Raw genomic sequence first — 6,639 nt, forward strand, 5'->3', positions numbered from 1 at the left:
GTGCCGCCCTATTCGAACGGCACTTGTTCTTCCCTAACAACAGAGCTTTACGATCCGAAAACCTTCATCACTCACGCGGCGTTGCTCCGTCAGACTTTCGTCCATTGCGGAAGATTCCCTACTGCTGCCTCCCGTAGGAGTCTGGGCCGTGTCTCAGTCCCAGTGTGGCCGATCACCCTCTCAGGTCGGCTACGCATCGTTGCCTTGGTGAGCCGTTACCTCACCAACTAGCTAATGCGCCGCGGGTCCATCTGTAAGTGGCAGCCGAAGCCGCCTTTCMACTTTTCCTCATGCGAGGAAAAGAACTATCCGGTATTAGCCCCGGTTTCCCGGAGTTATCCCAGTCTTACAGGCAGGTTACCCACGTGTTACTCACCCGTCCGCCGCTGATTTCAGGGAGCAAGCTCCCATCAATCCGCTCGACTTGCATGTATTAGGCACGCCGCCAGCGTTCGTCCTGAGCCAGGATCAAACTCTCCGAAAGAAGTTTGACTTGCTCATTTGCTAATTAAAGTGTTAGCAACTTTGTAAGAAACATGTTCTTACTAGAATTACGTTGACGTTTTGTTTGTTTTGTTCAGTTTTCAAGGTTCAATCGACCAGAAGTCTATCATACCATGACGTTTCGTCACTGTCAACTTCTGCGAAATTCATTTTCGTTACTCCGTTTGAAGCAACTTTTATATAATAACATCAGCCAGAGTTCCTGTCAACAAGTTAAAATAACTTTTTTCAAGTTCCTTTTTCTGATGTTTTTCTGCCTGCCTCACTGTGAGACAGTAATAGTATAATACCAGCTTATCTACTAGATATCAATGGTAATTTATAACTATTAACACTCATTGAAAACAAGTAACTTATAGAAGGAATTCTTCTATGCAGGATATTTCATTGTCACTCGGGAAAAATAGCAACTATATTAAATATAGAAGGAAGTGAGATTATCAAATCTATATTTCTTTTGTCACTGGCTGTTTGTATCATTCTAAGCGGCGACTATCACTATGCGCTGTCTAAGTCTCCGGATCGCCATCCTACGAATGAGGAGGTTTATCGGGAAATTGGGTATGAAACAATTGATAAGGCATTGCAGGAATTCGCCGCCCACTTTAATCAAGGAATAGAACTGCCCCTTAGAACCCCGCCCATTTCCTTTACACACACTTTGGGGCGTTTCAATGACCTTGACGGCGAGGACAAGGATTCCCTAGAAATCAAATATATCAATGAGAAGCTTCCGGATAATCATTATAAGATTACTGTCCGCCCAGTCGAGCACCGGTTTCCTTTTAAGGAAGAGGAAGTTATTAAAGTGATAAAGCTTCAAGATGGTGAAGAAGCAGTTTATCTGGATAGAGATGGATTCAATGTTTTATCCTTCGAGAGAGGATATTGGCAGTATACGCTCAGTATTAATAAACGGGCTTCTGACCTGATGCTTCCCGGCGTCTTAGTACAGATAGCCAATTCAATAGAATTTGCTACTGAGGAGAGCTAACCAAAAAGACGACTCACCATGCCAGTGAGCCGTCTTTTTTCATGAGAGAAACTGTTTTTCTTTTTCAGTAAACATCCTTGACCTTGTTAAAAACCTGAGCCCTTCTGGACCTTCAAGTGAAAACATGCCGCCCCTGCCTTTTACAACATCGATGATCAGCTGGGTATGCTTCCAATACTCATATTGAGCTTTAGAGATATAGAATGGACAGTCATCGATGCGGCCAAGCAGGACATCACTGTCTCCTATCAGCATTTCTCCCTCCTGATAACACATTGGAGAACTGCCGTCACAGCAGCCCCCAGATTGATGGAATAAAAGCGGACCATGTTTTTCTTTCAATTTAGAAATCAGCTTTGATGCTTCTTCTGTTACTGTCACTCTATCAACTTCAGGCATATTTTCTCCTCCTTTTTATGAATGAGGATTAAAAGAAACCTAATTTCTGCGGACTGTAGCTGACGAGAAGGTTTTTAGTCTGCTGGTAATGGCTCAGCATCATTTTATGATTCTCTCTACCGATTCCCGACATCTTGTAACCGCCGAATGCTGCATGGGCAGGATAAGCGTGGTAACAGTTAGTCCATACACGGCCGGCTTGAATTTCTCTGCCGAAACGGTATGCCGTATTCATATCCCTGGACCAGACACCAGCTCCCAAGCCATACAAAGTGTCATTGGCAATTTCCAGAGCTTCTTCAGCTGTTTTGAATGTTGTAACGGAAACAACCGGCCCGAATATTTCCTCCTGGAAGATCCGCATCTTATTATTTCCTTTAAATACAGTCGGCTCAACATAATAGCCGCCTTCCAGATCTCCCTCCAGGTGATTACGGTTTCCACCTGTTAGGACCTCAGCACCTTCTTGTTTTCCGATATCAATGTAAGAAAGGATTTTTTCTAGCTGCTCCGTTGATGCCTGGGCTCCTATCATTGTTTCTGTATCCAGAGGATTTCCTTGCTTGATGGCCTTCACCCTTTGAAGTGCTCTTTCCATGAACTTATCATAGATGGATTCATGAATCAGAGCCCGGGATGGACATGTGCATACTTCACCCTGATTCAGCGCAAACATGACGAAGCCTTCAACGGTTTTATCAAGAAAGTCATCATCTTGATCCATTACATCCTCGAAAAAGATGTTTGGTGACTTTCCGCCAAGTTCTAATGTCACTGGAATCAGATTTTGGGAAGCATATTGCATGATTAAACGGCCTGTTGTCGTTTCACCTGTGAAGGCTACTTTGGCAACTCTTTGGCTTGTAGCGAGAGGTTTTCCTGCTTCAACACCAAAGCCATTGACTATATTCAAAACTCCCTTTGGCAGTAAGTCTTCAATCAATTCCATCATGACCATAATGCTTGCAGGTGTCTGCTCAGCTGGTTTCAATACTACGCAGTTACCGGCTGCCAGTGCAGGTGCGAGTTTCCAAGTCGCCATCAATAATGGGAAGTTCCAAGGTATAATCTGCCCCACCACTCCAAGCGGTTCATGGAAATGATAGGCTACTGTATCATTGTCTACTTCGCCAATGCTTCCTTCCTGCGCCCTGATGCACCCGGCAAAATAACGGAAGTGATCAATAGCGAGAGGCAGATCTGCGTTAAGAGTTTCCCTGACAGGCTTACCATTGTCCCAAGTCTCAGCCACCGCGAGCAGCTCCAGGTTCTCCTCAAGTCTATCAGCAATTTTATTCAATATATTGGCCCGTTCTGCAACAGACGTTTTACCCCAAGCAGTCTTTGCTTCATGAGCAGCATCAAGCGCAAGCTCAATATCTTCAGAGGTGGATCTTGCTACCTCACAAAATGATTGGCCGTTGACCGGAGAAACATTTTCAAAGTATTCACCCTTTACCGGCGCAACCCATTCGCCTCCGATATAGTTGTCGTACCTCGATTTGAATTCTACCTTAGAACCTTCTTTATTCGGCTGTGCATAAATCATGAAATCCCCTCCACTTTGTTTTGTAGTTATGTAAATCCTTCGGTGTTTGTAAGCGCTTACTATAGATGTAAGTCTAGTATATTATAAAAATATTCAGAAATCATTTATTTAGAACTATTATATCTATTAAATTCCTCCTTATCGCCATACGGGATCTGGCACTTAACACGAACTGAAAAAGATAGATGAAGGGAATAATCCTCCTTTTTTTCGGACTTTGTATTTCTCACCAATCCTTTTCCATTATAATAAATCTATATTCCCTTCCTCTTATACAGTTTTGAAATTCTCCTTTCCTTTTAAAACCTGCCTGTTCATAAACTCTTATTGCCCGTTGATTGAAATCCACCACTGCCAGCTCTAAATGGGTATACCCTATTCGCTCTCTTCCCTGCTCTATAATTGTTTTGATGAATTTCAAACCATTTCCTTTTCCCGTTAAAACAGGTTTCATCTGCACTCCAACAGCTATTATCTCTTCCCCGTCTTCCCCCACATTGAAAAACTCACAATTGCCCATCAGTTCACCCTCATCATTAATGATAGAAAAGTATCGATCAGTATCTATACTCTGGAGAAACCCCTGTACTTTTTCCTCTTGAATGTTATTGTCATAAAATGAATAGTCACCATCGTAAGTCCAAGTAATGAATTCAAGGACATCCTCTTTTGTTCTTTTTCTTAGTGTATAACTCATACTTCCACCCTCTTTCAATCCGCTAAACTCATTTTACCCTCCAATGGCGACCAAGGCTTCCTAAGATACGGTTATGTACTAAACTTGAGCAATATAAAAAGTGCCTTATGATAGTTTCATAAGGCAAGATTGGTTAGTCTTTTTGTTTATATATAACTCTTTTGATACTTTTGATACTTTTGATAGAAAGATGATACTCTTCCGATAGTTGTTCTTTTGACAATCCATCCATGTAGCTTCTATAAATACGGCGGTCTCTCGCTTCCATGGCTATCCTTGTTCCATTTTTCTCTCCCCAAGAAAGCTCATTGCCTCTTTTTCTCGGTATATATAAATAATCTCCATCAAAGTAATTCTGAATCATCGCTACCAATTCTTCCGGCAGCACATCACAAGCTTTTTTATATCCCATTACTGTCCCTGCTTTCCTATAATTTTTTATAAGAAAAACAAAGACCGCTAAAGGGAATGCTCACTCATTCTATTCTCTCAATAGCAGCCTTTGCCGCTAGCAAGAAAATACCTTTAAATTAAGATATTTCCCCATAACATTCCCTCCTATTAATGTAGTCTTAATAGCTCCCTTAAAAACAATTATCGGCTAGAATCAAATCTCTTTTACTTTCCTAATATTATTTCTTCTAATGTTAAAAACAATATATGTCCCAAAAAATAAAATGACCCCTGTTATATTAAACTCAAAATAGATCTTTATCACATCAGTAAAAGAACTAAGAGGATAAAAACCGCTTAGAAGGAGAGTAGGAAATACCGTAATCAGCATTGCTGTATAATGAGCAAGAATCTGCTTGAAAAAACTCCACTGATTAATTTGATAAATAATGCTGGTCAACCCTAAGAAAAAAGCGATCAGGCCATAGAAGAAGAAAACACTTGATGTTTCGGTCTGCCCTTGTGACTTATTCCACAGAGATAGTATCAGCAAGATTACAAATGGAATCCCGCCTCTAACCAAGCCCCTTAACAATAAACTCATCAAAACACTCCCTATCTTATCTTATAGTTATGGACGATTGCCTGAAGAGAAAGGTTTCAAAAAAAATCAAACAATATACTGTTTTATCAATAGCAGGTCAATAGAGTCTTTCCTGCAAATTTTAATTTACAGTATTGAAATTCTGACCAATAATCCTTATCTCATCATCTCATTGAAAATTACAAGTTATAGAATGCTGGAATTAACAAACCGAGAGCAAGGCATACTACAGCTGCTATTTTAGACTGCTTTATAATACGTTTATCCCCTGTTTTTAAGTTCTGTAAGAAAGTCAGGGTGAAATACAGGCAAAATACGATGAATATGGTTGAAAGTACACCCAGCCAATTACCTTCTCGCTTATGTACCCAGAACCTCAGCGTGAGGACATATCTAAGACAAAAACTTGTCACTCATGTACCCAGAGTGGCTTTGTGAGGACCTATCTACTCTTATAACTAGTTACTCATGTAAACAGAAAAAATCAATTAGGGAGATCTCCCCTTTTTTGGAATACAAAAAGAGCACCACTTCGGGTACTCTTTGTCTTGCCTGGCGACGTCCTACTCTCACAGGGGGAGCCCCAACTACCATCGGCGCTGAAGGCTCGGACGGCGATGAGCGGCGAATCTCTTCGTCCGCTTCGCTCGTTCGCATCCACATGGGCGGTTGCCCACTGCGGTGCTCTCTGCCTCTCGCCCTCGACCTTCTTGCTCCTCACCATCCTCGCTCCTGCGTTTTAAGAGAATCTATTTTGGGGATCTCCCCTTTTTTCAAATACAAAAAAGAGCACCACTTTGGGTACTCATTGGTTCGCCTGGCGACGTCCTACTCTCACAGGGGGAGCCCCCAACTACCATCGGCGCTGAAGGCTCGGACGGCGATGAGCGGCGAATCTCTTCGTCCGCTTCGCTCGCTCACATCCTCATGGGCGGTTGCCCACTGCGGTGCTCTCTCCCTCGCGTCCTCGACCTTCTTGCTCCTCCCCGTCCTCGCTCCTGCGTCTTATGGATTTTGCGGAGGGAAAGGCATTTCTCTCTTGTTCTTTTCAATACAAAAAAAGAGCACCTCTTCGGGTACTCTTTGGTTTGCCTGGCGATGTCCTACTCTCACAGGGGGAGATCCCCCAACTACCATCGGCGCTGAAGAGCTTAACTTCCGTGTTCGGCATGGGAACGGGTGTGACCTCTTCGCCTTAGTCACCAGACATATTTTGTTGAAAGAACATCGTTCTCTCAAAACTAGATAAAGTATTAGAAGAAAGAAGAAAGTATTCCGAGTTTCGCTGTTATTTCGTGGTTAAGTCCTCGATCGATTAGTATCTGTCAGCTGCACGTGTCGCCACGCTTCCACCTCAGACCTATCTACCTGATCATCTTTCAGGGATCTTACTCACATAAAGTGATGGGAAATCTCATCTCGAGGGGGGCTTCATGCTTAGATGCTTTCAGCACTTATCCCTTCCGCACATAGCTACCCAGCGATGCCTTTGGCAAGAC

The 6,639-nt window shown here is 42.7% G+C and carries 6 protein-coding genes and 3 rRNA genes; 1 reads left to right on the top strand and 8 read right to left on the bottom strand.

Annotation, left to right across the window (positions count from 1 at the left end; all coding sequences use genetic code 11):
* Positions 1–484, bottom strand: a 16S ribosomal RNA gene (locus FZC79_RS22635); the annotation flags it as partial.
* 477 nt (positions 485–961) lie between these two features.
* On the opposite strand from FZC79_RS22635, the gene FZC79_RS22640 reads away from it, so the two are divergent.
* Positions 962–1,498, top strand: coding sequence for a hypothetical protein (locus FZC79_RS22640; protein WP_148948882.1), 537 nt, complete (start codon positions 962–964; stop codon positions 1,496–1,498).
* Positions 1,499–1,537: 39 nt separating this feature from the next.
* On the opposite strand, the gene FZC79_RS22645 is transcribed toward FZC79_RS22640, so the two are convergent.
* The 7 genes from FZC79_RS22645 to FZC79_RS22680 form a co-directional block, all read right to left on the bottom strand.
* Positions 1,538–1,897 (bottom strand): DUF779 domain-containing protein, encoded by a 360-nt coding sequence (locus tag FZC79_RS22645; RefSeq protein ID WP_148948883.1) that lies wholly within the window; start codon positions 1,895–1,897, stop codon positions 1,538–1,540.
* 28 nt (positions 1,898–1,925) lie between these two features.
* A complete protein-coding gene (gene adh / locus FZC79_RS22650; protein WP_148948884.1) occupies positions 1,926–3,446 on the bottom strand; it encodes an aldehyde dehydrogenase in 1,521 nt (506 codons plus the stop codon).
* Between the two features lie 226 nt (positions 3,447–3,672).
* On the bottom strand, positions 3,673–4,143 hold the full coding sequence (locus tag FZC79_RS22655; RefSeq protein ID WP_148948885.1) for a GNAT family N-acetyltransferase: 471 nt from the start codon (positions 4,141–4,143) through the stop codon (positions 3,673–3,675).
* A gap of 133 nt (positions 4,144–4,276) precedes the next feature.
* Entirely contained in the window at positions 4,277–4,555 is a 279-nt protein-coding gene (locus tag FZC79_RS22660) for a CD3324 family protein (RefSeq protein WP_148948886.1), read from the bottom strand.
* Positions 4,556–4,750: 195 nt separating this feature from the next.
* Positions 4,751–5,140 carry a DUF3021 family protein gene (locus FZC79_RS22665; RefSeq protein WP_148948887.1) on the bottom strand — a complete coding sequence of 130 codons (390 nt, stop codon included), beginning with the start codon at positions 5,138–5,140 and terminating at the stop codon, positions 4,751–4,753.
* 1,090 nt (positions 5,141–6,230) lie between these two features.
* Positions 6,231–6,347, bottom strand: a 5S ribosomal RNA gene (gene rrf, locus FZC79_RS22675).
* Between the two features lie 88 nt (positions 6,348–6,435).
* Positions 6,436–6,639: ribosomal RNA gene (locus tag FZC79_RS22680) — 23S ribosomal RNA — on the bottom strand; the annotation flags it as partial.

Origin of the sequence: Rossellomorea vietnamensis (assembly GCF_008180615.1) — a bacterium.
Taxonomy (GTDB): Bacteria; Bacillota; Bacilli; order Bacillales; family Bacillaceae_B; genus Rossellomorea; species Rossellomorea vietnamensis_D.